Consider the following 22193-nt stretch of genomic DNA (forward strand, 5'->3'; position numbering starts at 1 on the left):
GAAGATGGCCGGTAGTGATCCGCGCCTCCGTCACTCCGCTTCTCCTTTCTCTCCCCCGCTCTCCTTCCTCCGTTTCCTCCGTTTCATCCGTCACATCGTGTCGAGGGTGGCCCGGCGGCGGCTGCCCCGCTCGAAGACCGCGAGCAGGACGACGGCGAGCAGCCCCCATCCGGCGCCGACCGCGAGCTCGCCCCCGAGCAGGGACGCGTCGAGGCCGGTGCCCGCGGTCAGCCCGCGCGCCGCGTCCGCCGCGTGCGTCAGCGGCAGCAGCTCGCCGGCGACCCGCATCCACTCCGGCAGCGTCTCCCGGGGAACGGCCGCGCCGGTCAGCAGGAGCAGCCCCGAACTCGCCACGTTCGACACCAGGAACACGTCCCGGAAGCGGAGCCCGAGCGCGCCGAGGGCCAGCCCGAACGCCGAGCAGGCGCCGGCCGCGGCGAGCAGCACCAGTCCGAGACCGGGCAGCGCCCCGGCGGGGACGGGCAGCCCGAGGACGAGCGAGGCGGCGGTGAGCACGAAGGCGCTGACGAACACCCCGTTGAGGACGTACGGCAGGGCGCGGCCGAGCCAGAGCGGGACCCGGTGCCGGGGCGAGAGCAGGACGGCGCCGAGCGTGCCGTACCGGCGCTCGTTGGCGACGGCCATCGTGCCGCCGTACACGCAGGAGGCGGAAGCCGCGAGCACGGAGTTTCCGACGAGGTGGAAGCGGTCGTCGGCGACACCCAGTTCCCTGCCCAGACAGACGAAGAAGAAAACCTGGAGAAACGGCCCGACCAGCAGCGTTCCGATGAACATCGGCGGGGTGGTCCAGTTGAACAGCGCCCGGTAGGAGATCGCCCCGCCGACGACGAGGAGCCGGGCGGTACCGAGGAAACGGAAGCCATGGAAACGGAACATCTTCGCCGGCCTTTCAGGTGAGGGCGAGGGTCGCGGCGGCGCGCGCCCGGCGCTCCACCCGCCCGAGGACGAGAACGGCGGCCAGGGCGTATCCGGCCCCGAGCGCGAGGGCGGTGAGCATGGGGGTGACCACCTCCCCGCCGGAGGTCGCCGCGTGCACGGCCCGCGCCCCCCAGGTCGTGGGCAGCGCCCAGGAGACCGGGTGGGTCCAGGCGGGCAGCACGGTGACGGGCACGAGCAGGCCGGACAGCAGCCAGACGGGGGTGTCGAGCGGGTTGGCCAGCGCGTTGGCGTTGCGCAGCAGGACGAAGGTGGCGGCGAGCAGCAGCCCCGTCATGCCGAGCGCGAGGACGCAGACCGGGACGGCGAGCAGGAAGAGCAGCGGGTGCGCGAAGTCGAGCGGTACGTCGAAGAGCAGGACGCCCCACAGGAGCGTCGCGCCCATCGCGTAGGTGCCGATGACGGCGGTCGCGAGGGTGATCGGGAGCAGCACGAGCGCGAGCGGCGTCGGCGCGACGACCAGGGACTCCAGGGTGCCGAGCCAGCGCTGGTTCTGCACGGCGCCGCCCGAACCGAAGAGCACCGAGCCCCAGATGCCCATGAGTCCGGCCCCGACGGAGGCGGTCAGGAGCCGGTCGGGGTCGCCGGCGGCGCGGAACAGGTAGACCGCGAGGGTCGCGTAGACGAGCGGGACGAGGACGGCGAACGTGATCTCGATCGGGGAGCGCGACATGTACGAGACATGGGTGCGCACCCCGACGAGGACGAGCCGCGGAACACGCCGGAGGAGGGCGGTGCGAGAGGTACGAGGGGTACGCGAGGTGTGTGAGGTACGACCCGGGCGAGGGGTACGGGCGGTACGCGTGCTCATACCGGCACCTCCTCCGCCGCGGCGCCGCCCGCCGCCTCCTCCACGATCGCGATGTAGGCGTCCTCCAGGGACGGTTCGCGGCTCGTGACCCGGCCGATCCGTACGCCGTCGAGCGCCGCCAGGACCGGTCCGTGCAGCTCTCCGGCCCCCCGGCCGGTCTGCACCGTCACGGTCTGCAGCGCGCCGCGGTCCTCGGCAAAGACGCCCCGGACGCCCGGCACCCGCCGTACGCGGTCGAGCCGTTCCTCGTCGACGCCGTACGCCTCGATCTCCAGCACGTCCCGTTCCCCGACGCGCGACTTGAGGCTGTCGGGGGTGCCGAGGGCGCGGATGCGGCCGCCGGCGATGACGGCGATCCGGTCGCAGAGTTCGTCGGCCTCGGCCATGTAGTGGGTGGTGAGCAGGACGGTCGTACCGGCCGCCGTGAGGTCGGAGACGGTACGGCGCAGGTCGCGGGCGGCGACGGGGTCGACGCCGATGGACGGCTCGTCGAGGAAGAGGACATCGGGGTGGTGGAGGAGGCCGCGGGCGATGTGGAGGCGCTGCCGCATCCCGCGCGAGTAGCCCTCGACGCGCTCCTTCTCCCGGCCCAGGAGGCCGACCAGGTCGAGCAGTTCGGCGATGCGCTTCTTCTGGCGGCGGGGGCTGACGCCGTACAGCTCGGCGAAGTAGCGGAGGTTGTCGAGCGCGGACAGCCGGTCGTAGAGCCCCCGGTCGCCGCCGAAGACGTAGCCGATGCGGCGGCGTACGGCGACGGGGTCGCGGGCCACGTCGTGGCCGAACACCCGGGACGTGCCGGAGGTCGGCAGGAGGAGGGTGTTGAGCATCTTGATCGTGGTGGTCTTCCCGGCGCCGTTGGGGCCGAGGAGGCCGAAGAGTTCGCCCGGCGCCACCTCGAAGGTGACCCCGCGCACGGCCTCGGTCTCGGTACGCCGGGACTTCGGCCACCCGGTCCTGCTGGTGTAGGTGCGGCGCAGCGCGTCCGCCTCGATTGCGAGCATGCGCCGGACGGTAGGAGCCGGGGCGGGGCGGGGCCATCGATTCGGGAGCCCCCGAATCGTCGGGCCGGGGCCCGGGGGTTCGTCAGGCCACCGCCGTGAGGACGTCCTGTCCCGCGAGCAGCGCGAGCAGCGAACGGCCGGTGTCCGTCAGCTGGTAGTACACCGAGCGCCCGACCCGGTGCCGGGTCACGACGCCGGCCTCCGACAGCACCGACAGGTGCTCGGACACCGTGCTGGGCGCGAGGCCGAGACGGTCGGCGAGCCCGGCCGTGGTCAGCGGGCCGCCCAGCTCGCGCAGGACCGCCGCCCGGCCCCGGCCGAGCATCAGCCCGAGCCGGTCCTCGGCCACGGGCTCGGGCGGTTCGCGCAGGGCGCCGGCGCCCCGGGCCTGGAAGCTGACCGCGAAGACCTCGGGGTCGTCCATGGAGTACAGCCGGCAGCCCTCGGCGAAGACCAGCGGCACGAGCACCAGCCGCCGCTCCCCCGGCGCGTACTCCGCGTCGATGTGCTTGGTGAGTTCGAGCACGGGCGGCTGCCAGCGCGCCCGGCTCTCCAGGCCCGCGAACAGCGCGTCGACGCCCTCGGTGGCGAACGTCCTGGCGCGGACGAGCACTTCGTCCTCGACGAGCCGCCGCATCGTCGGCCAGTACGGCTCGATCGCGCCCTCCCAGTAGGCCGCGTACGCGTCGGCGAGCGCCGCGCAGGCCGCCTCCGGGTCCTTCAGATACGGCTGTACGAAGGGTGCGTCGGCCATCCCGGGGTAGCAGACGGCCACCTGCTCGCGGACGAACGCGGGGTCGGTGGCCCGCAGCGCGGCCAGCTCTTCGTGGACGTGGACCGTGCCGAAGGGGCGGGGCAGCAGGAAGTCGGAGACCTCGTACCGCCCGTCGGCGAAGAGGTCCCACAGCGGCCGGAGCCGATCGTCCTCCCGCCACACCTCGCGCGCCTGCCCGACCCATTCCTGGTACGGCCAGGAGGGGGTGCGGCGGGGCAGCGCGAGGTGCATCGCGCAGAACGCGTCCCGCAGCGGGCTGATCGCGATCCGGGTCGCCCCGAGCGAGGCCTCGTCCAGCTCGATCCGTATCAAGCCCCGTCCGCCTCCGGGGAGTCCATCCCGACGGGCAGCAGGAAGCCCTCCTCCACGAGCAGCCGGATCGCCTGCGGGGTGCGGTCCCGCAGTACCACCGGGTCCTCCCCCATCAGCTGGCCGATCGCGTCGAGGATGCGGCCCGCGCTGAGGGTGCCGTCGCAGACGCCGGCGAACCCGGCGCCGACGTGGTCCACCCGGGTGGCGCGGCGCATGCCCCGGTTCTGCCGGAGCACGACGTGCTCGGGGTCCTCGGCACCCGGCAGCCCGACCTGCTCCTGCACGACCTCGGGCGCGAGGACGAACCGGTCGGCGAGCAGGGCCGCGTCGTCGTGGCCGCGCAGATAGTCCTGGCGCTCGAAGTGGGCGCGGACGGTGGGGCCGAGAGGCTGCTCGACGGGGTGCGGCCACTCCTCGACGACGACCGAGGGCTCGACGGCGCCGGAGACCACGGCGTCGTTCCGCCGGATCGTGATCCAGCCGAAGCCGATCGCGCGCGTCTTCTGGGCGTCGAACTCGTCGAGCCAGCGCCCGTACGCCTCCCGGTACTCCTCCGGGTCGCCGCGGTGGTCGCCGCTGTCCCGCAGCCACAGCTCGGCGTACTGGGTGATGTCCTGGACCTCGCGCTGCACGATCCAGGCGTCGCAGCCGGCGGGCACCCAGGACCGCAGCCGGTCCTGCCACTCCTCGCCCTCGACGTGCTGCCAGTTGGCGAGGAACTGGGCGTACCCGCCGTCGTTGAGCCGCTCGCCCGCCTGCTGCACGAGCGTCCGGCACAGGTCGTCGCCGCCCATCCCGCCGTCCCGGTAGGTGAGCCGGGCGCCGGGGGAGATCACGAACGGCGGGTTGGAGACGATCAGGTCGTAGGTGTCGCCGTCGACCGGCTCGAAGAGCGAGCCGGCGAGCAGCTCGGCCTCGCGGGCCCCGGAGAGGGCGAGCGTGAGGCGGGTGAAGTCCAGGGCGCGCGGATTGAGGTCGGTGGCGGTGACCAGGGTCGCGTGCTGGGCGGCGTGCAGCGCCTGGATACCGGAGCCGGTGCCGAGGTCGAGCGCCGAGGAGACCGGCGTACGGACCGTGATGCCGGCGAGGGTGGTGGAGGCACCGCCGACGCCGAGGACGACGCCCTCGGCCTTGGTGCCGATGCCACCGGCTCCGCCGACGGCGCAGCCCAGGTCGGAGACGATGAACCAGTCCTCGCCGTCCGGTCCGCCGTACGGCCGGATGTCGGCCGTGGCGGACACGGTGTCGTCCTCGCGGACCACCCAGCCGTCGGCGATGGCCTCGTCGAGGGGGAGCGCGGCGGCGGCCCGCTCCTGCCCGACGGCCTGCTGGAGCAGGAAGAGCCGGATGAGGGTCTCCAGCGGGGAGTCACCCCGGGTGGCACGCAGGGCGGGCACGGTCTCGCTGCGGGCGAGCGCCGCGTAGGCCGGGGCGCCGAGCAGGTCGAGGAGTCCGTCGGCGGTGAAGTCGGCGGCGAGCAGGGCCTCGCGCAGACGGGCGGCGTGCGCGGGCACCGGGAGGCGGGGAGGCAGGCTGGTCGTACTCACCGCTCCATTGTGACGGCCGCCACCGACATCCGGGCCGCCGACCCGGCGGCGGGCGGCCGATCGCCGCCCCCACCGGGTCCGGGGCCTTGGATCCGGGCCCCGGCTCCTACTCCTCGGTCTTGCTCGCCGCGGCCGTCTTGGTGGGCTTGGCGGTGGCCGTCTTGGTGGGCCCAGGGTTGGCGTCGCCACCGGAGGTCGAGCCGGCCTTCGGGGACGCGGAGGTCTTCGGCGGGACCGAGGCCGTGGGCTTCTGGCAGCCGGGCTGCTTGGCCATCGCCTGGCCGAGCTCGCCCTCCTCCAGCTTGGACAGGGCGTTCTGGTCCATCTTCTCGATCTTGGTCAGGCCGTCGGCGACGCCCTGGAGACCGTCCGCGAACTTCTGCTGGTTCGTCGGGTCCAGCGCGTCGACCTGCTTCTTGAGCCCCTCGTACGCCACCGCGGTGGCGGTGAGCTCCTTGATCGCGTCCTGCTTGACCTTCTCGCCGTTCTCGACGGGGGGCGCGCCGGCGCTCTCCACGGCCTTGGCGAGGGCCCGGTCCGCGTTCGCGATGTCCTGGAACGCCTTCGAGTCCGCGGCCTGGATCTCGGCGGGCTTGCTGTCGGCGGCCGTCGAAATGATGATCTGGTGGGCGTTGGCCCGCTTCTGGATCTGCGGCTTCGCCTGGTCGCAGAAGGTCTTCGCCCAGTCACCCACCTTGTCGCCCTCGTCGTCGCTGCAACCGGACAGCGCGAGCACGAGTACCGCGCCGCCGGACAGTGCGGCCGCAAGCTTCTTGTTCACCGGATCGGTCCCTTCCAAGGCTCTCGGCCCCGGAACATACACGCCGAACGGGCTACTTCCACCTTTCGTACGACGGATTCACCCTGTATTGCAACCTTTTGCCCCAAGGGAGAGACCTCCCACACACCCCCCGAGCGCCAGGGAATGAGACGGACGACACGTCAGGAGACGGCTACCGGGCGCTTCTTGGACACCCACACCGCGGTCACCACCACGACCAGCGCGAGCACCGCGACCGCCGCCCGCAGACCGGCCGCGGCGTCCTCCCCGTAACTGAACCGCACGACCGCCGGCGCGATGAGCAGCGCGACCAGGTTCATCACCTTCAGGAGCGGGTTGATGGCCGGCCCCGCGGTGTCCTTGAAGGGGTCCCCGACGGTGTCCCCGATGATCGTCGCCTCGTGCGCCTCGCTGCCCTTGCCGCCGTGGTTCCCGTCCTCGACCAGCTTCTTCGCGTTGTCCCAGGCGCCACCGGAGTTGGCGAGGAAGACCGCCATCAGCGCACCCGTCCCGATCGCCCCGGCGAGGTACGCGCCGAGGGGGCCGACCCCGAGCGCGAAGCCGACCGCGATCGGGGCCAACACGGCGAGCAGGCCGGGCGTGGCGAGTTCGCGCAGCGCGTCCTTGGTGCAGATGTCGACGACCCGCCCGTACTCCGGCTTCTCGGTGTAATCCATGATCCCGGGGTGTTCGCGGAACTGCCTCCGCACCTCGTAGACCACCGATCCGGCCGACCGCGACACGGCGTTGATCGCGAGCCCCGAGAAGAGGAAGACGACCGCCGCGCCCAGGATCAGGCCGAAGAGGTTGTTGGGCTGGGAGATGTCCATCGAGAGCGTCAGGAGGTCCCCCTTCGCGCCGACCTCCCCGACGTCGGCGACCGCGGTCGCGATGGCGTCCCGGTACGAGCCGAACAGCGCCGAGGCCGCGAGTACGGCGGTGGCGATGGCGATGCCCTTGGTGATGGCCTTCGTGGTGTTGCCGACGGCGTCCAGGTCGGTGAGGACCTGCGCGCCCGCCCCCGTGACGTCCCCGGACATCTCCGCGATGCCCTGGGCGTTGTCGGCGACCGGACCGAAGGTGTCCATGGCGACGATCACTCCGACGGTGGTGAGCAGCCCCGTACCGGCGAGGGCCACCGCGAACAGCGCGAGCGTGATCGAGGCGCCGCCCAGCAGGAACGCCCCGTACACGGCGAGCCCGATCAGGAGCGCCGTGTAGACGGCGGACTCCATGCCGAGGGCCACGCCCGCGAGGACGACGGTCGCGGGGCCGGTGAGCGAGGACTTGCCGATGTCCCTGACCGGCCGCCGGCTCGTCTCCGTGAAGTAGCCGGTGAGCTGCTGGATCAGCGCGGCGAGGACGATGCCGAGGGCGACGGCGACCAGCGCGAGGACCCGGGGGTCGCCGCCGTGGTCGTGGATGCCCGGCCCGGTGACGCCCTGGAGTTCGGCGTAGGAGGACGGCAGGTACGCGAAGGCGGCGACGGCGACCCCGGCGAGCGAGACGACCGCCGAGACGAGGAATCCGCGGTTGATCGCACTCATCCCGCCCCGGTCGGCGCGGCGCGGCGAGACCGCGAGGATGCCGATGACCGCGGTGACCACGCCGATCGCCGGGACCATCAGGGGAAAGGCCAGGCCGTGGTCGCCGAAGGCCGCCTCGCCCAGGATGAGCGCGGCGACCAGGGTCACGGCGTACGACTCGAAGAGGTCGGCCGCCATGCCCGCGCAGTCGCCGACGTTGTCGCCGACGTTGTCGGCGATCGTGGCCGCGTTGCGCGGGTCGTCCTCGGGGATGCCCTGCTCGACCTTGCCGACGAGGTCGGCGCCGACATCGGCGGCCTTGGTGAAGATGCCGCCGCCCACCCGCATGAACATGGCGATCAGCGCGGCACCGAGTCCGAATCCCTCAAGCACCTTGGGCGCGTCGGCGGCGTAGACGAGGACGACGCAGACGGCTCCGAGGAGTCCGAGGCCGACCGTGCACATGCCGACGACCCCGCCGGTGCGGAACGCGATCCGCATGGCCCGGTGCGCGACCTCGGACCGGTCCCGCTCCGGCTCGCCCGGCGCCGGAGTCGCCTCCCGGGCCGCGGCGGCGACCCGCACGTTCGCCCGTACGGCCAGCCGCATGCCGAGATAGCCGGTGAGCGCCGAGAACAGGGCCCCGACCAGGAAGAACAGGGAGCGTCCGGCGCGCTGCGACCAGTTGTCGGCGGGCAGCAGCATCAGCAGGAAGAACACGACGGCCGCGAAGACGGCGAGGGTCCGCAGCTGCCGTGCGAGGTAGGCGTTGGCGCCCTCCTGCACGGCGGCGGCGATCTCCCTCATCCGCTCGGTGCCCTCGCCGGCCGCGAGGACCTGGCGGGCGAGGAGCCGCGCGACCACGAGCGCGAGGACAGCGACGACGCCGACGACGGCCACGATCGTCCGGTTCCCGCTCGTGAGCACCGCCGCGGCGAGGGAAGTGGGGTACATGGGGACGGATCATAGGGAGACGGACCGGTACAAACGGGGATGCGGCGGAGACCTCCGCGCGGATGCACCAATCCGGAATCGCCTCGGAGGTGCGGCTCCTCCCGGGAACGAAGAAGAGGCCCTGCGGGGCAGGGCCTCTTCTCCTCACGCTTCTGACTCCGTACGGGTCAGGACAGGATGTCCGCCGAACTCACCGGCCAGCTCATCCGGATGGTGCCGCCGTCCTCGCCGGCTCTCACCTCGACGTCGTCGACGAGCCCGCGGATCACCGCGAGCCCCATCTCGTCCTCACCGTCGGCGTCGTCGAAGTCCTCGGCCGGGGCCGCGGTCCGCGCGCCGGGGACACCGGCGGCGTCCGCCGCCGCCACCCCCGCGCCCGGCACCTCGTCGCCGACCTCGATGGAGAAGGTCTTCTCCTCCTCGGTCAGCACGACTCTGATGGGGGTCGTGACGTCGTTGCTGCGGTGCAGCCCGACGGCACGGGAACATGCCTCACCGACGGCGAGACGCACCTCGTCGAGGACCGCCTCGTCCACCCCTGCCCGGCGCGCGACCGCGGCCGCCACCAGGCGGGCCGTACGGACGTGCTCGGGCTGGGCGCTGAAGCGGAGTTCAACGGTGGCCATGCGAACCCCCTGGGCTCAGTCGACGGCGTTGACGGCCTCGTCGACCGAGGTGTGGATCGGGAACACCTTGGTGAGACCCGTGATCCGGAAAATCTTGAGAATGCGCTCCTGGTTGCAGACCAGACGCAGCGAGCCCTCGTGCGCGCGAACGCGCTTCAGGCCGCCGACGAGCACACCGAGGCCGGTGGAGTCGAGGAAGTCCACGCCCTCCATGTCGACGACCAGGTGGTAGCTGCCGTCGTTCACCAACTCGACCAACTGCTCGCGCAGCTTGGGCGCGGTATACACATCAATCTCGCCACCGACCTCGACGACCGTACGGTCACCACCAGCGCCGGTCACATTGCGAGTCGACAGGGACAGGTCCACGGATCCTCCAGCACCTTGCTATCGAACGACCGTTCCCCTCGGGTCTCCCGGGCGGAGTCGGAGAACTGATCGCCAGCCGCGATGGCATTCAATCACTTACCAGCAGCCATGCACGACGCCTTGGAAGCATTGTCCGTCATGGCAGTGACACACTCGGTACCGATGGCCAAGAATCACCGCCCCCGTCGTCCGGCCGGGGACACGGGCAGCCGCCCCTCTCCCGGCGAGGTCCTGGACCGGCTCTCCTCGGGCGAGAGCCGGGCCGCGCGCATCACTCATACGGAGCACATGCCCGCCCGCGAGGGTCGTCATGCCGTCTGGCCGCACCGCATCCGTCCGGAGGTGATCGCCGCGGTCCAGGAGGCCGGGATCGAGCACCCCTGGGCGCATCAGGCGGAGGCCGCCGAGCACGCCCTCGACGGCGAGTCCGTGGTGATCGCCACCGGAACCGCCTCGGGCAAGTCGCTCGCCTACCTCGCCCCGGTCCTCAGCACCCTCCTGGACGGCGCGGAGGCCCCCAACGGGCGCGGGACCACCGCCCTGTACCTCTCGCCCACCAAGGCCCTCGCCGCGGACCAGCGGCGCGCCGTGCGGGAACTGGCCGCCCCGCTCGGCACCCGCGTCCGCCCCGCCGTCTACGACGGGGACACCCCGGTCGAGGAACGCGAGTGGGTCCGCCAGTACGCGAACTACGTGCTCACCAACCCCGACATGCTGCACCGGGGCATACTCCCGTCCCACCCCAGATGGTCCTCCTTCCTGCGCTCCCTGCGCTACGTCGTGATCGACGAGTGCCACACCTACCGGGGCGTCTTCGGCTCCCACGTCGCCCAGGTCCTGCGGCGCCTGCGCCGGATCTGCGCCCGGTACGGCTCCGAGCCGGTCTTCCTCCTCGCCTCCGCCACCTCCGCCGACCCCGCCGTCGCCGCCGGCCGCCTCACCGGCCTCCAGGTCGTCGAGGTCTCCGACGACGCCTCCCCGCGCGGCGAGCTGGTCTTCGCCCTCTGGGAGCCGCCGCTGACCGAGCTGCACGGCGAGCGCGGCGCGCCCGTCCGCCGCACCGCCACCGCCGAGACCGCCGACCTCCTCACCGACCTGACCCGCCAGGGCGTCCGCTCCGTCGCCTTCGTCCGCTCCCGGCGCGGCGCCGAACTCATCTCGGTGATCGCCCAGGAACGACTGGCCGAGACCGACCGCTCACTCGCCCGCCGGGTCGCCGCCTACCGGGGCGGCTATCTGCCCGAGGAGCGCCGCGCCCTTGAGCGGGCCCTGCACTCCGGCGAGCTGCTCGGCCTGGCCGCCACGACCGCCCTGGAGCTGGGCGTGGACGTCTCCGGCCTGGACGCCGTCCTGATCGCCGGCTACCCGGGCACCCGCGCCTCCCTGTGGCAGCAGGCGGGCCGCGCCGGCCGCTCGGGCGAGGGCGCCCTCGCCGTCCTGGTCGCCCGCGACGACCCGCTGGACACCTTCCTGGTCCACCACCCGGAGGCGATCTTCGACCAGCCGGTCGAGTCGACCGTCCTGGACCCCGACAACCCCTACGTCCTCGCCCCCCATCTGTGCGCCGCCGCCGCGGAGCTTCCCCTGACCGAACCGGACCTGGCCCTCTTCGGCCCGGCCGTCCCCGAACTGCTGCCCCAGCTGGAGGCCGCCGGCCTGCTGCGCCGCCGCTCCACCGGCTGGTACTGGACCCGCCGCGAGCGGGCCGCCGACCTCACCGACATCCGGGGCGGCGGGGGCAGTCCCGTCCGGATCGTCGAGTCGGGCACCGGCAGGCTGCTCGGCACCGTCGACGAGGCCGCCTCCCACACCGCCGTCCACGAGGGCGCCGTCCACCTCCACCAGGGCCGCACCTACCTGGTGCGGGAACTCGACCTGAAGGACTCCGTGGCCCTCGTCGAGGAGGCCGTCCCGCCGTACTCCACCACCGCCCGCGACACCACCTCCATCTCCGTCCTGGAAACCGACACCGAGATCCCCTGGGGAACCGGCCGCCTCTGCTACGGCTCCGTCGAGGTCACCAACCAGGTCGTCTCCTTCCTCCGCCGCCGGCTCATCACGGGCGAGGTCCTCGGCGAGACCAAGCTCGACCTGCCGCCCCGCACCCTGCGCACCCGGGCCGTGTGGTGGACGGTCACCGAGGACCAGCTCGACGCCGCCCGGATCACCCCCGAGATCCTCGGCGGCGCCCTGCACGCCGCCGAACACGCCTCCATCGGCATGCTCCCGCTCTTCGCCACCTGCGACCGCTGGGACATCGGCGGCGTCTCCGTGCCGCTCCACCCGGACACGCTGCTTCCCACCGTCTTCGTGTACGACGGCCACCCGGGCGGTGCGGGCTTCGCCGAGCGCGCCTTCCACACGGCCCGCGCCTGGCTCACAGCCACCCGGGAGGCCATCGCCTCCTGCGAGTGCGAGGCGGGCTGCCCCTCCTGCATCCAGTCCCCGAAGTGCGGCAACGGCAACGACCCGCTCCACAAACGAGGCGCGGTACGCCTCCTCACGGAACTCCTGAGGGAGGCCCCTGAGGCCACGGAGCCCCCGCCGGCCCCGCCGGCCCCGCCGACCAGTGAGTTTCCGTCAGCCCCGCCGGCCCCGCCGGAGGGGGAAGCTCCTCCGACGGTCCCGCCCGCGACCTGACCTCCGGCCGGTACGGGCCCCGCACGACCCGGGCGGTCACCTCCGCGACCTCGCCCCGCAGCGCGCATCCCACCAGCTCGGCGCCCTGTGCGGCCGCCACCCGGGAGGCAGCCGCACACGCCTCCGCCCCACCCCACAGCGCCCGGTCGGCGGCGGCGAGCGCCGCCAGGTCGGCGGCCCCGCCGGCCCGGTGCCGGGCCGCCACCGCCTGCCCCAGCGCGAGCACCGCCCCGAACACCACGCACAGCGCGCAGGCCGCGAACGCCACCCACACGGTCGCCGCACCCCGGTCACCCCCGGCACGCGCCCGGCGCCGTGTCTCGGGCGTCACGGTGGGCCTCCGTCCTCCGCGAGGGCCGCCGCGTCCGCCCGCAGGGTGAGCCCCATGCCCCGGGGGCCCGGGGCCGCCGCCTCCACCGTCACCCGCCACAGCTCTCCCGACCGCGTCACCGACACCCGGGCGCCCCCGGGCGCGGCGTCCCGTGCGACGGCCTCCGCGGTGGCCACCGGCTCGGAGCGGGCGACGGACCGGGCACCGGCCCGGGCCGCGTCCACGCACCGGATCTGGGCGGCGGCCGCCGCGAGCGCCCAGAGCAGGACCACCGTGAACAGCGCCAGGACGGGCAGGACCATCGCCGCCTCCACGGTCACGAACCCCCGGTCAGAACGACGCATCGAGCGCCTTCCCGATCACCGACTCCAGTGCGCCCGAGACCGTCCCACTCGTCACGATCTTGTAGAGCACGGCGGCGAATCCCGCCGCGGCGATCGTGCCCACCGCGTACTCGGACGTGGTCATCCCCGTGTCGCGACGCGCGGCCTCCCGCCGCGCCCGCCACCAGCCATCCACCGCCGCCTTGCCCGCCACACCCGCCATACCCGTCCCGCCCGCCTTACCCGTCATGCCGTCCTCCTCGAATCGTTCGCAGTACTCGTCGTGTTCGTCGTGTCTCGTCGCGCCTTGCCCTGCCGCGCCGTTCATCCGCTCCCCCGTTCACCCATCCAGAAGTCCCGTAGCGAGGCCGATCACCACCGGAGCCACCCCCACCGCCAGGAAGGCGGGCAGGAAGCAGAGCCCCACGGGCGCGCTGATCAGCACCTGCGCCCGGCGCGCCCTGATCGCCGCCGCGCGGGCCCGTGCCGACCGCAGCGCGGTCGCCTGCCGGGCGACGGCCTCCGCCGCCGGCGCTCCCGAGGAACCGGCCCGCTCCATGCAGCGGGCCAGCCCCAGTGCGCCCGGCATCGCGCCGAACCTCCGCCACACCTCGGCCGGTTCACCGCCGAGCCGCAGCTCGGCCGCCGTACGGGTCAGGCGCTCACCCAGCGGGCCGCCCAGCGATCTGCCCACCGCCTCCGCCGCCTCTCCCGGCCCGGCTCCGGCCGAGGCACAGGCGGCCAACAGGTCGGCGGCCAGCGGTAGATCGCGCACCGCCGCCTCCTCGTCGGCCGGCGGGACCGACCGCCGCAGGGCTCTCCTTCGCACGCCCACGCCGACCAGGACCCCGGCCAACAGCCCTCCGAGCACCCCGAACAGCACCCAGCCGAGACCGGCCGCCCCCAAGGGCGCCGCCCATTTCCCCCACCGGTCCGGGATCCCGGACCGGGCCCTCGGCGGCGGAGGCGCCGCCGCCGGGAAGAGGCTCCCCAGCCGTCGCCGCGTCCCGCGCGCCCGCCGTCCGCACATCACCGCCCGGGCGCCCTGCACGCACCCGACCAGCGCCGCGGCCGGCAGCGCCCCCAGCCGAAGTTCGTCGATCACGCCCGCTCCCCTCCTCGTACGATCCGCGCGGCCCACCACAGTCCGGCGGCCTCCAGAGCCCCGCCCACGGCGAGACAGCCGAGGCCGGCCGGGGTGCGCAGCAGCACCCGGAGCGGGTCCGCGCCGAGCGCGGCCCCGAGGCCGATCCCCGCGACCGGCAGCAGCGCGAGCACGGCCACCGTCGCCCAGGCACCGGCCAGTTCGGCCCGCAGCCGCTCCCGCTGCTCGCGGTGGTCCCGCAGTGCCGCTTCGAGCCGGTCGAGTCCGGCGGCCAGGCCCGCACCGCCGTCCACGGCCACCTGCCAGCAGGCCGCCATCCCCGCGAGTCCGTCGGCGCCGTCCTGCGCGGCAGCTCTCCGCAGCGCCTCGGGTACGTCCCCGCCGAACCGGGCGGCGGCGAGCACCGCCGCCTCCTCGGCGCCCAGGGCGCCCGTCTCCCTGGCCGCGAAGGACAGGGCCTGGGCGGGCTGCCATCCGGCCCTCAACTCCCCGACGACCGCCCCGCACAGGGCGACCACCCGCTCGGCCCGCGCCTCGCCGGCCCTGCGGCGCTCCGCCGCCCGCAGCCGCCGCCCGACGAGCGGCACCGCGACCGCGCCCGCCACCAGGGGCAGCGGTGATCCGCCGAGTACCGCGAGGACCCCGGCGAGCGGCAGGCACAGCCACGCGCGCCGCTCGCGCACCAAGGTCCATCCGCGGGCGGCGAGCGCCGCCCACGCGCCACCCGCGCCCGGTGCGGCGGCCGGGGTGCCGCCCGCGAGCAACGCCCGCGCCCGGCCGGCACCGCGCCGCCGCTCGACCGTCCACCACAGCGCGAGCCCCGCGCAGAGCGCCGCCGCCCCGTGGGCCAGGGCCCGCGCCGGAACCGGTTCCGTCGTCATCACGCTCCCCCTCCGATCAGCGACCGCAGCCGCTCCCAGCCCCGCTCCCGCTCGAACCCGGCCGCACCCCACCGCAGCGCGGGAACCGTCCGTACGAGGCCGTCCCCGTCGCGCTCCAGCACGTGCGCCTCGGCGATCCGCCGCCGCCCGTCCCGGTCCCGCGCCAGATGGAGCACCACGGACAGCCCGGCCCCCAACTGGCTGTGCAGGGCTGCCCGGTCGAGCCCCGCCGCCGTCCCCAGCGCTTCGAGCCGCGCCGGTACGTCCGCCGCCGTGTTGGCGTGGAGCGTCCCCGAGCCGCCTTCGTGGCCTGTGTTCAGGGCGGCGAGCAGGTCGACGGCCTCCCCGCCCCTGACCTCGCCGACCACCAGCCGGTCGGGCCGCATCCGCAGCGCCTGCCGGACCAGGTCCCGCAGGGTCACGAGCCCGGCGCCCTCCTGGTTGGCCGGACGTGCCTCCAGGCGCACCACGTGCGGGTGGTCCGGCCGCAGTTCGGCCGAGTCCTCGGCGAGGACGATGCGCTCCCGCGGCCCGACCAGCCCGAGCAGCGAGGCGAGCAGTGTGGTCTTCCCGGTCCCCGTCCCCCCGCTGACCAGGTACGACACCCGGGCGTCGATCAGGGCCCGCAGGATCGGGGCGCCGCCGGGCGGCACGGTGCCGGCCGCCGCCAGCTCCTCCAGGGTGAAGGCCCGGGGGCGCACCACCCGGAGGGAGAGGCAGGTGGAGCCGACCGCCACCGGGGGCAGTACCGCGTGCATCCGGGTGCCGTCGGGCAGCCGCGCGTCCACCCAGGGCCGGGCGTCGTCGAGCCTGCGGCCGGCCACCGCCGCGAGCCGTTGGGCGAGTCGGCGGACGGCGGCGGCGTCGGGGAAGGACACCGGGGCCCGTTCGAGTCCGGCGCCCCGGTCGACCCACACGCGGTCGGGTGCCGAGACCAGGACGTCGGTGACGGCGGGGTCGGCGAGCAGGGGTTCCAGCGGTCCGGTGCCGATGAGTTCGCACCGCAACTCCTCCGCCGCTCCGAGCACTTCCGCGTCGCCGAGCAGTCGCCCCTGGGCCCGCAGCGCCGCCGCGACGCGCGCCGGGGTGGGCTCGGCGCCGCTGGCGGCGAGGCGCTGCCGCACGGCGTCGAGCAGCCCGACGCCACCACCGCCGACGGCCCCCGCCCCGACTCCCGTCCCGGGCCCGGTCATGCCGCACCGCCGGGGGTGAGGGCGCGGGCCCAGAACGCGTCGCAGAACCGGCCGAGCGCCCCGCGGGGTTCGGCGCCCGGTGGTACGCCCGCGTCCTGGTCGGTCACGATCCCCGGGTCGTAGGGAAGTTCACCGGCCAGCGGCAGCCGCAGCGCGTCGGCGACCCAACGCTCGTCGAGTCCTGCGGCGTACGGCCCGCGGACCACGGCCCGCAGGTCGCGCACTCCGGCGGAGAGGGTGGAGGCCACCCGGTGGGCCGCCGCGACCGCCCTCAACTCCCCCGGCACGACGAGCAGTCCGAGGTCGAGCTGGGCCACGGCCTCGGCGGCCGAGGCATCGGTTCCGCGCGGCAGGTCGACCACGACGACGCCTCCTCGGCGGCGGGCGGCGGCGAGCACCGACCGCACGGCCTCGGGCGGCACGGGCACCGTGGGTTCCCGGCCCCAGCTGAGCACCCGGACGCCCCGCACGGACGGCAGGGACTCCTCCAGGGCGCCGCCGGCCAGCCGTCCCTTCGAGGCGGCGAAGTCGGGCCAGCGCCGCCCCTCCTCGCGTTCGCCGCCGAGCAGTACGTCGAGCCCTCCGCCCAGGGGGTCTCCGTCGACGAGCAGGGTGCGCCGCCCGGTGCGTGCGGCGGCGAGGGCGAGACCGCAGGCCAGGGTGGAGGCGCCCGCACCGCCCCGGCCGCCGACGACCCCCACGGCGAGCGCCTGCCGGCCCACGCCTTCGGCGGCGTCGGCGATGCGGTCGACGAGGAGGCTCTCGGCCTCGGGCAGCCGCAGCACGCATTCCGCTCCGATCTCGACGGCGAGCCGCCAGATCCCCGGGTCGTCCCGGTCGCGTCCGACGAGGACGAGTCCGGCGCGGCGGGCCGCTCCCCGGCACCTGCCCGCGGCGTCTTCGCCGACCAGGACGAGCGGTGGATCGGTCCAGCCCGCCCGCCGCTCCGGCACCCGGTGGTGGACCTCGGGCTCCACGCCGGCGGCGGCGCACAGCCGCAGCAGGTCGTCGAGCAGCCCGAGGTCCTCGGTGACGATCAGCGGCCCGGTGCGGCGGGGTTCGGCGGCGGCGGACTCACCCGCCCCGCTCCGCGCCGCACCCCTGGCCCCGGAAGTCCTCGATGTCGCCATGACGCACACCCCTCTCGTGATTCCTGCCGTCCGCGAACTTCGCGACAGGAATCACCGTGGGGCCGTACCGAAAATCCTGGGGATCTTGCTGAAAAACTGGGGATATCCGAAGCCCTGTGAATATCTTCGTCACCCCTCGGGGGACTGCCCGGAACGCAGCCCGCCGGTTACTGTGAGTGATGAATCGAGTGTCCGGCAGGACTTCGGCCGGGGCGGCGGCCGCTGGCCGGAAAGAGAGGAGCTGACGATGTCACTCAGGGCCAAAACGGCTCCGGACATGCGACGACCCCCGCCGGGGGGGAGAGCGGGGGTCGTCTTTCCGGCCGACTCGGGGGGGGAGGAGCCGGACCGGGTTGACACGGTCGCGAACGATCCGTGACTTCCATGGTGTACCCGAGAGCCTTCTCAGGCAAACCCACGCGCCCCAGCGTACGCCGAATGGCGGGCACCTATGCTCAGGCTTGTGGAAAACCACTCCTTGCCGCGCACAGCCGCCTTCTTTGACCTGGACAAGACGGTCATTGCGAAGTCTTCGACGCTGACCTTCAGCAAGTCCTTCTACCGGGGCGGACTGATCAGCCGCCGCGCCGCCCTGCGGACGGCGTACATCCAGTTCGTCTTCCTGGCGGGCGGAGCCGATCACGACCAGATGGAGCGGATGCGTGAATATCTTTCCGCGCTCTGCAAAGGCTGGAACGTCGCCCAGGTGAAGGAGCTCGTCGCCGAGACCCTTCACGATCTGATCGACCCGATCATCTACGACGAGGCGGCCTCGCTCATCGAGGAGCACCACGCCGCCGGCCGCGACGTCGTGATCGTCTCGACCTCCGGCGCCGAGGTCGTCGAGCCGATCGGCGAGATGCTCGGGGCCGACCGGGTCGTCGCCACCCGGATGGTGGTCGGCGAGGACGGCTGCTTCACCGGGGAGGTGGAGTACTACGCCTACGGCCCGACAAAGGCCGAGGCCGTCCGGGAGCTGGCGGAGTCCGAGGGCTATGACCTCTCGCGCTGCTACGCGTACAGCGATTCGGCGACCGACGTCCCCATGCTGGAGGCCGTCGGCCACCCGTACGCCGTCAATCCGGACCGGGCGCTGCGCCGTGAGGCCGCGGCGCGGGAATGGCCTGTTCTCGCCTTCGAGAAGCCGGTGCGGCTCAAGCAGCGGCTGCCCGGGTTCCGGATGCCGCCGCGTCCCACGCTCGTCGCCGCCGCGGCGGTGGGTGCGGCAGCCGTGGGGGCCGGACTCGTCTGGTACGCCTCCCGGCGCCGACAGGCCGCTCTCGCCCATCGGCTCACGGATGGCTTTGCCCGAATTTGAGCGAGAGGGCAGGAGAAGCGGAGCCAGCACTTTCGCTTCCTGGCGGACAGGAGTAGAAAGGAATCAGGCCCGCGAGACCAAGGACATCCGAGAGGATCACCTGTTGAGCATGAAGGCCCCACGGACCTAGCACAGAAACCGAGCACCCACGCGACGTCGACCCGTCGATTACGGGCCAGCCGCACCAGGCCACGGGCAAAGTTCCCGGCCTGATGGGCACATATTCGAGGACGCATGGTAACTGGGTAGACGTGCCAGCGGCGGTACCTGAACGGGTGCCGCCGCAACCCTTTTCCGGGCCCCGCACGGGGCCCGGAAATTCATTTCGCCCTCAGGCCGCGCCGCCGGCTCGCCCCCGCCTCACCGGCTCAGGCCGCGCCGCGCTGGAGTGCCTCGCAGACCGCCGTCGACTCACGGACCCCCAGCTCGACCGAGCGTCCGCAGTGCGCGATCCAGCCGCCCACGCCCTCCGGGGTCCCCGACAGGTACCCCTCGAACGCGGCGAGGTACGCGACCCGCCCCTGCTCCGCGTGGCCGACCTCGGCCGGGCAGATCGCCTTGGGGTCGAGCCCGCTGCCGACCAGCACGATCCGTTCCGCCGCCCGCGCGACCAGGCCGTTGTACGAGGTGAAGGGGCGCAGCGCGAGCAGTTCGCCGTGGACCACGGCGGCCGTCACCAGCGCCGGGGCCTCGCCGCCCGCGACGATCAGCTCCGAGAGACCGTCCAGCCGTCCCGCGACCTCGGCCGGGCTCGGCAGCGGGGCCTCGACCAGCGGTTCGTCGACGGTCTCGCCGTCCAGCCGGGGCCGCCCCACCGAGTCCCCCGGGTCGCCCGCGGCGACCAGGTGGAGCCGGGCGAGAACCCGTAGCGGCGACTGGCGCCAGATGGAGAGCAGTTGCCCGGCCTCGGCGCCGAGCCGCAGGGCCGCGCCCACCGTGCGGGCCTCGGGCTCGGTACCGAAGTCGGTGCGGCGGCGGACCTCTTCGAGGGCCCAGTCGGCGCCGGACAGGGCGGCCGAACCGCGGGCCCCGCGCAGGGCCGCCTCGGAGGAGATCTCGTTGCTGCGGCGGCGCATCACACGGTGGCCGTAGACCCGGTCGACGGCCTTGCGTACGGAGTCCACCGCATCGGCGACGCCCGGCAGGGAGCCGAGGGCGGCCAAGGGGTCAGAGGCGTGCGTACTCATAAGTAGGGAGGCTACGCGCCCCGGCCGCCCGCCCCACGATGGAGTGGTCTTCTTCACGCACCCTGACCACCGGCCGCGTTCATACCACTACGCTAGGTGAACATGAAGATCGCTTTCGTGGGGAAGGGCGGCAGCGGCAAGACCACGCTGTCCTCGCTCTTCATCCGCCACCTCGCCGCCAACGAAGCCCCGGTCGTCGCCGTCGACGCCGACATCAACCAGCACCTCGGTGCCGCGCTCGGCCTGCCCGAGGCGGAAGCCGCCGCGCTGCCCGCGATGGGCGCGCACCTGCCGCTCATCAAGGAGTACCTGCGGGGCACCAACCCGCGGATCACCTCCGCCGACACGATGATCAAGACCACTCCGCCCGGGGAGGGCTCGCGGCTGCTGCGGGTCGGCGAGGAGAACCCGGTCTACGAGGCCTGCGCGCGGCCGGTCGTGCTCGACGACGGCGAGATCCGGCTGATGGCGACCGGCCCCTTCACGGAGTCGGACCTCGGGGTCGCCTGCTACCACTCGAAGGTCGGGGCGGTCGAGCTCTGCCTCAACCACCTGGTCGACGGCGCCGACGAGTACGTGGTCGTCGACATGACGGCGGGCTCGGACTCCTTCGCCTCCGGGCTCTTCACCCGCTTCGACATGACGTTCCTGGTCGCCGAGCCGACCCGCAAGGGCGTCTCGGTCTACCGCCAGTACAAGGAGTACGCGCGGGACTTCGGCGTCGCGCTCAAGGTCGTCGGCAACAAGGTGCAGGGCGAGGACGACCTCGACTTCCTGCGCGCCGAGGTCGGCGAGGACCTGCTCGTCACGGTGGGGCACTCGGACTGGGTCCGTGCGATGGAGAAGGGCCGCCCGCCGCGCTTCGAGCTCCTGGAGGCGGACAACCGTATGTCGCTCCAGGCCCTCCAGGACGCGGCGGACGACTCGTACGCCGACCGCGACTGGGAGCGCTACACGCGCCAGATGGTCCACTTCCATCTGCGTAACGCGGAGAGCTGGGGGAACGCGAAGACCGGGGCCGACCTGGCGGCGCAGGTCGACCCCGATTTCGTACTCGCCGAAAGGCTCAGTGCCGTTCAGCCGGCTTGACGGCTGCCGCCGGGGCGCCGGCGCCGGTCGCCGGGGCGCCCGCCGGGGCCGCCGGCTGGGGGGCCAGGAAGGCCTTCCAGCCGGCCGCCGGGGCCTCGCCGACCTTCAGCCCGCGCATCTTGGCGATGACGTCGGGGTCCTGGGCGTCGAGCCAGTCCGCGAGCTGACGGAAGGACACGCACTTGACGTCCTTCTGCGTGCAGACGGTGGCGATGGTCTCCTCGATGGCCCGCATGTACACGCCACCGTTCCAGGACTCGAAGTGGTTGCCGATGACGAGCGGCGCGCGGTTGCCCCGGTAGGAGCGCTCGAAGGCCTGCACCAGGCCGTCCCTCATCTGGTCGCCCCAGTACTCGCGCTGGGACGGGTCGCCCTGGGTCGTGCCCGGGGACTGGTTGACGAGGAAGTTGTAGTCCATCGAGAGCGTCTGGAAGGCGCGGCCGGGGACCGGCACGAGCTGCATCGAGAGGTCCCAGAGGCCCAGGTCCTTCTTGGGCCAGATCTGGTCGTTGACGCCGCTCGTGTCGTAGCGGAAGCCCATCTGCGCCGCCGCCTGGACGAAGTTCTTCCGGCCTTCGAGGCAGGGGGTGCGGGCGCCGACGAGTTCCTTGTCGTAGTCGAAGGGCAGCGGCTGCTCGGAGCGCAGTCCGGCGTTCGTCTTCCAGTTCTTGACGAAGGACTTGGCCTGCTTGATCTCGCTCTTCCACTCCTCGACGGACCAGTTGCCGACGCCGCCGTCGGCGCCGCAGAAGTGCCCGTTGAAGTGGGTGCCGATCTCGTTGCCCTCCTGCCACGCGGCACGGAGTTCGCGGACGGTGGCGCGGATGCCCTCGGTGTCGTTGAAGCCGATGTCGGAGCGGCCGGCGCTGTGCTGCGGCGGGTCGTAGAGGTTCCGCTTCTCCTCGGGCAGCAGGTACACGCCGCTGAGGAAGTACGTCATTTTGGCGTCGTACTTCTTGCCCACCGAGCGGAAGTGGGAGAACAGCTTCTGGCTGTCCTCGCCCGCGCCGTCCCACGAGAAGACGACGAACTGCGGCGGGGTCTCGCCCGGCTTGAGGCGCTGCCAGGTCGGCTGGTGGGGCTGGGCGCCGGTGAAGGCGGTCGAGCCGTCGCCGATCAGCCGGGGCGCGGTCTGCGGGGCCGCTGCCGGGCCCTTCTTGACGCCCGCGCCGCCCAGCGCGCCCTCCTTCGCGGGGCCGTCGGAGCCCGAGCATCCGGCGAGGCCGGTGGCGAGAGCGAGGGTGAGCGCGCCGACGGTGAGCGCCTTCCTCCGGACGGTGGTCGTTCTGCGGGCGGCTGACATCCGCACACCTCTCTTCGGATCCTCTGATTTCCCT

At 73.4% G+C, this 22193-nt stretch carries 20 protein-coding genes and 1 pseudogene; 3 read left to right on the forward strand and 18 right to left on the reverse strand.

The window, feature by feature from the left end:
- Positions 1-90: 90 nt before the first annotated feature.
- From V4Y03_RS15025 to V4Y03_RS15065, 9 genes are all read right to left on the reverse strand, one after another.
- Positions 91-897, reverse strand: coding sequence for an ABC transporter permease (locus V4Y03_RS15025; protein WP_332435249.1), 807 nt, complete (start codon positions 895-897; stop codon positions 91-93).
- A gap of 13 nt (positions 898-910) precedes the next feature.
- Positions 911-1768, reverse strand: a complete 858-nt coding sequence (locus V4Y03_RS15030) for an ABC transporter permease (protein ID WP_332435250.1) — start codon at positions 1766-1768, stop codon at positions 911-913.
- Positions 1765-2769, reverse strand: a complete 1005-nt coding sequence (locus V4Y03_RS15035) for an ABC transporter ATP-binding protein (protein WP_332435251.1) — start codon at positions 2767-2769, stop codon at positions 1765-1767. Before V4Y03_RS15035 ends, V4Y03_RS15030 begins: the two co-directional genes overlap by 4 nt.
- 82 nt (positions 2770-2851) lie before the next feature.
- On the reverse strand, positions 2852-3856 hold the full coding sequence (locus V4Y03_RS15040; protein ID WP_317876470.1) for an ArsR/SmtB family transcription factor: 1005 nt from the start codon (positions 3854-3856) through the stop codon (positions 2852-2854).
- Complete coding sequence (locus V4Y03_RS15045) at positions 3853-5403, reverse strand: DUF7059 domain-containing protein (RefSeq protein WP_332435252.1); 1551 nt, start codon at positions 5401-5403, stop codon at positions 3853-3855. The genes V4Y03_RS15040 and V4Y03_RS15045 overlap by 4 nt, the downstream gene beginning before the upstream one ends.
- 106 nt (positions 5404-5509) lie before the next feature.
- The gene (locus tag V4Y03_RS15050; protein ID WP_332435253.1) at positions 5510-6184 is read right to left on the reverse strand and encodes a small secreted protein; all 675 of its coding nucleotides are present in this window, start codon (positions 6182-6184) and stop codon (positions 5510-5512) included.
- A gap of 161 nt (positions 6185-6345) precedes the next feature.
- Complete coding sequence (locus V4Y03_RS15055) at positions 6346-8664, reverse strand: sodium-translocating pyrophosphatase (protein ID WP_332435254.1); 2319 nt, start codon at positions 8662-8664, stop codon at positions 6346-6348.
- Positions 8665-8831: 167 nt separating this feature from the next.
- The gene (locus V4Y03_RS15060) at positions 8832-9290 is read right to left on the reverse strand and encodes an ATP-binding protein (protein ID WP_317876466.1); all 459 of its coding nucleotides are present in this window, start codon (positions 9288-9290) and stop codon (positions 8832-8834) included.
- 15 nt (positions 9291-9305) lie between these two features.
- On the reverse strand, positions 9306-9659 hold the full coding sequence (locus V4Y03_RS15065) for an STAS domain-containing protein (protein WP_056569340.1): 354 nt from the start codon (positions 9657-9659) through the stop codon (positions 9306-9308).
- A gap of 81 nt (positions 9660-9740) precedes the next feature.
- Here V4Y03_RS15065 and V4Y03_RS15070 point away from each other — a divergent pair, with 81 nt between their 5' ends.
- On the forward strand, positions 9741-12299 hold the full coding sequence (locus V4Y03_RS15070) for a DEAD/DEAH box helicase (protein ID WP_332435255.1): 2559 nt from the start codon (positions 9741-9743) through the stop codon (positions 12297-12299).
- A gap of 40 nt (positions 12300-12339) precedes the next feature.
- On the opposite strand, the pseudogene V4Y03_RS15075 reads toward V4Y03_RS15070, so the two are convergent.
- The 7 genes and pseudogenes from V4Y03_RS15075 to ssd all read right to left on the reverse strand — a co-directional run.
- Positions 12340-12729 (reverse strand): annotated as a pseudogene (locus V4Y03_RS15075) (Rv3654c family TadE-like protein); the annotation flags it as partial.
- Positions 12627-12974 (reverse strand): TadE family type IV pilus minor pilin, encoded by a 348-nt coding sequence (locus tag V4Y03_RS15080; RefSeq protein ID WP_332435256.1) that lies wholly within the window; start codon positions 12972-12974, stop codon positions 12627-12629. The gene V4Y03_RS15080 and the pseudogene V4Y03_RS15075, both read right to left, overlap by 103 nt.
- A complete protein-coding gene (locus tag V4Y03_RS15085) occupies positions 12961-13203 on the reverse strand; it encodes a DUF4244 domain-containing protein (RefSeq protein ID WP_443079873.1) in 243 nt (80 codons plus the stop codon). The genes V4Y03_RS15080 and V4Y03_RS15085 overlap by 14 nt, the downstream gene beginning before the upstream one ends.
- A gap of 90 nt (positions 13204-13293) precedes the next feature.
- Positions 13294-14055: a type II secretion system F family protein gene (locus tag V4Y03_RS15090; RefSeq protein ID WP_332437184.1), complete on the reverse strand. Its 762-nt coding sequence runs from the start codon at positions 14053-14055 to the stop codon at positions 13294-13296.
- Positions 14055-14939 (reverse strand): type II secretion system F family protein, encoded by an 885-nt coding sequence (locus tag V4Y03_RS15095; RefSeq protein ID WP_332435257.1) that lies wholly within the window; start codon positions 14937-14939, stop codon positions 14055-14057. Before V4Y03_RS15095 ends, V4Y03_RS15090 begins: the two co-directional genes overlap by 1 nt.
- Complete coding sequence (locus tag V4Y03_RS15100) at positions 14939-16132, reverse strand: TadA family conjugal transfer-associated ATPase (protein WP_332435258.1); 1194 nt, start codon at positions 16130-16132, stop codon at positions 14939-14941. Before V4Y03_RS15100 ends, V4Y03_RS15095 begins: the two co-directional genes overlap by 1 nt.
- The gene (ssd, locus tag V4Y03_RS15105) at positions 16129-17262 is read right to left on the reverse strand and encodes a septum site-determining protein Ssd (RefSeq protein WP_332435259.1); all 1134 of its coding nucleotides are present in this window, start codon (positions 17260-17262) and stop codon (positions 16129-16131) included. The genes V4Y03_RS15100 and ssd overlap by 4 nt, the downstream gene beginning before the upstream one ends.
- A 451-nt stretch (positions 17263-17713) precedes the next feature.
- On the opposite strand from ssd, the gene V4Y03_RS15110 reads away from it, so the two are divergent.
- Entirely contained in the window at positions 17714-18580 is an 867-nt protein-coding gene (locus V4Y03_RS15110) for an HAD-IB family hydrolase (protein ID WP_332435260.1), read from the forward strand.
- Between the two features lie 368 nt (positions 18581-18948).
- Here the strand turns inward: V4Y03_RS15110 and V4Y03_RS15115 are convergent, their stop codons facing one another.
- Positions 18949-19767, reverse strand: coding sequence for an oxidoreductase (locus V4Y03_RS15115; RefSeq protein WP_332435261.1), 819 nt, complete (start codon positions 19765-19767; stop codon positions 18949-18951).
- A gap of 102 nt (positions 19768-19869) precedes the next feature.
- Here V4Y03_RS15115 and V4Y03_RS15120 point away from each other — a divergent pair, with 102 nt between their 5' ends.
- Complete coding sequence (locus V4Y03_RS15120) at positions 19870-20856, forward strand: ATP-binding protein (protein WP_332435262.1); 987 nt, start codon at positions 19870-19872, stop codon at positions 20854-20856.
- Here V4Y03_RS15120 and V4Y03_RS15125 read toward each other — a convergent pair.
- Positions 20834-22159, reverse strand: a complete 1326-nt coding sequence (locus tag V4Y03_RS15125) for a hypothetical protein (RefSeq protein ID WP_332435263.1) — start codon at positions 22157-22159, stop codon at positions 20834-20836. The genes V4Y03_RS15120 and V4Y03_RS15125 overlap by 23 nt on opposite strands.
- Positions 22160-22193: the final 34 nt, after the last annotated feature.

The sequence above is a fragment of the Streptomyces sp. P9-A4 genome, assembly GCF_036634195.1.
GTDB lineage: Bacteria > Actinomycetota > Actinomycetes > Streptomycetales > Streptomycetaceae > Streptomyces.